A 2120-nucleotide genomic window follows, 5' to 3' on the forward strand; every position below is an offset into this window, starting at 1 on the left:
AATTGCAAAATAAGAGGAGTAGAACCATTCACTACAGTTATATCTCCCCCGAGACATACAGCTTTTAAAAACGACTATGAAATGATGGAGTTCATACAAACTTTAAGAGAACTTTCAGGAGGAAAACCTGTAGGGTTTAAAATCTGTGTAGGGAGTAAAGAGGAGTTTATCAATATATGTAAAGCCATCGTTGAAACGGGAATATACCCTGATTTTATAACAGTTGACGGAGGAGAAGGAGGTACAGGAGCGGCTCCTTTAGAATTTTCAAATTCTGTTGGAATGCCATATAAAGATGCTGTTCCTTTTGTTTACAACACATTGGTTGAGTTTGGGTTAAAAGATGAGATTAAGATAATAGCTTCAGGGAAGATATTCACAGGATTTCATATTGCGAAAGCCCTTGCCCTTGGAGCAGACTTATGCAACAGTGCAAGGGGGATGATGCTGGCTTTAGGATGTATCCATGCTTTAAAGTGCAATACAAACAGATGTCCTGTTGGAGTTGCAACGCAAGATGAGAGATTGATAAAAGGTCTTGTTGTTGAAGATAAGGCAGAAAGAGTTAAAAACTACCACAATGAGACTGTAAAAGCCTTTGTCGAACTTATAGCCGCAGCTGGGTTGGAAAAACCTCATCAGATAAAGAGAAAACATATTTTCAGAAGAATAAATATCCATCAGATAAAAAGTTTTAAAGAAATCTATCCTTATCCGGAAAATATGGGAAAAGGAAAAATAAAATGAACTACGAAAGACTGTTTGAAAAAGCAAAAGAGGTTTTGTATAAAAACTGGATGATAAAATACACGGCACCTTCCAAGTATCTATATCCTCACCAGTGGTCATGGGATAGCGGATTTATAGCGATAGGATACTCTTATTACGACCAGGAAAAAGCACAAAATGAGATAATAAACCTGTTTAAAGGTCAGTGGAAAAATGGGATGCTTCCTCATATCGTATATCACTGTGATTTTGAAAACTATTTCCCCGATCCAGACTACTGGATGACCCATATAAATAAAAATTCACCTTCTGTTAAAACGTCAGGTATAATCCAGCAACCTGTCCACGCCACTGCCTGCCTTTACATCTATAAAAACGCAAAAGATAGAAAAAAGGCAAAAGAGTTTTTAAAGTTTATCTTTCCAAAACTAAAAAACTGGCATGAATTTCTGTACAGAGAAAGAAACCCTGACAACGACGGGCTCATATGTATAGTTCATCCGTGGGAATCTGGAACAGATAACATTCCGGTCTGGGATGACATATACAGAAGAATAAAAGTAGAAGAAGAAAAGCTTCCTATCTATAAACGAAAAGACATAGAGACAGTTGCAAAGGAATACAGGCCTACAGATAAAGATTACAACATTTACATTTATTTAATAGAGCTTTTTAAAGAGCTGAAATATGACCAGAAAAGCATATTAGAACACTCTCCATTTCTTGTGAAAGGACCCCTTTTAAATGCCATTCTTGCTCAGTCAAACTTAGACCTTGCAGAGATAGCAAGGATTATAGGAGAAGATTACAGGATATTTGAAGAGTGGTACGAGCTTACAAAAAATGCCTTAAACGAGAAACTCTTAGACTGTGACCAGCATATATACCTTTACTATGACCTCAGGAATAAAAAACTCATAAATACTCATGTCTCAGCAGGATTTACTCCTCTATACGCAAAGATACCACCAGATGAAGAAGCAAAATGCCTGTTTGATTATATGAACTCAGGTAGTTTCTGCAGGTTAGGTGAAAAATGCTATGCAGTTGTAAGTTATGATAAAAAACAGAAAGATTTTTCTCCACATCTTTACTGGAGAGGTCCTATATGGGTAAATATGAATTGGCTTATTTATAAGGGGCTGAAAAAATACGATTTTTTAGAGTTCAAGGAATACGCAAGCTATATAGCAAAATCTATTATAGACCTGATTTCCCACTACGGATTTTATGAGTACTTTGGACATGAAGGAAAAGGATACGGAGCTAAAGATTTTTCATGGACGGCTTCTCTTTTAATTGATATTTTATCTGATGAAGGCAATTTGACATAAAAAATATCCAGCAGTATAATCAAAATATAATTTCACAGCAAGAGGTGAAAGACTGAT

General features: G+C 36.0%; 2 protein-coding genes. Both read left to right on the forward strand.

What is annotated here, in order from left to right:
* Window positions 1-747 (forward strand): FMN-binding glutamate synthase family protein (locus HG1285_RS03760; protein WP_008288800.1); only part of this gene is annotated, 747 nt, incomplete at its 5' end.
* Window positions 744-2063: a trehalase family glycosidase gene (locus HG1285_RS03755; RefSeq protein ID WP_008288801.1), complete on the forward strand. Its 1320-nt coding sequence runs from the start codon at window positions 744-746 to the stop codon at window positions 2061-2063. The genes HG1285_RS03760 and HG1285_RS03755, both read left to right, overlap by 4 nt.
* Window positions 2064-2120 lie beyond the last annotated feature (57 nt).

This window comes from Hydrogenivirga sp. 128-5-R1-1, from assembly GCF_000171895.1.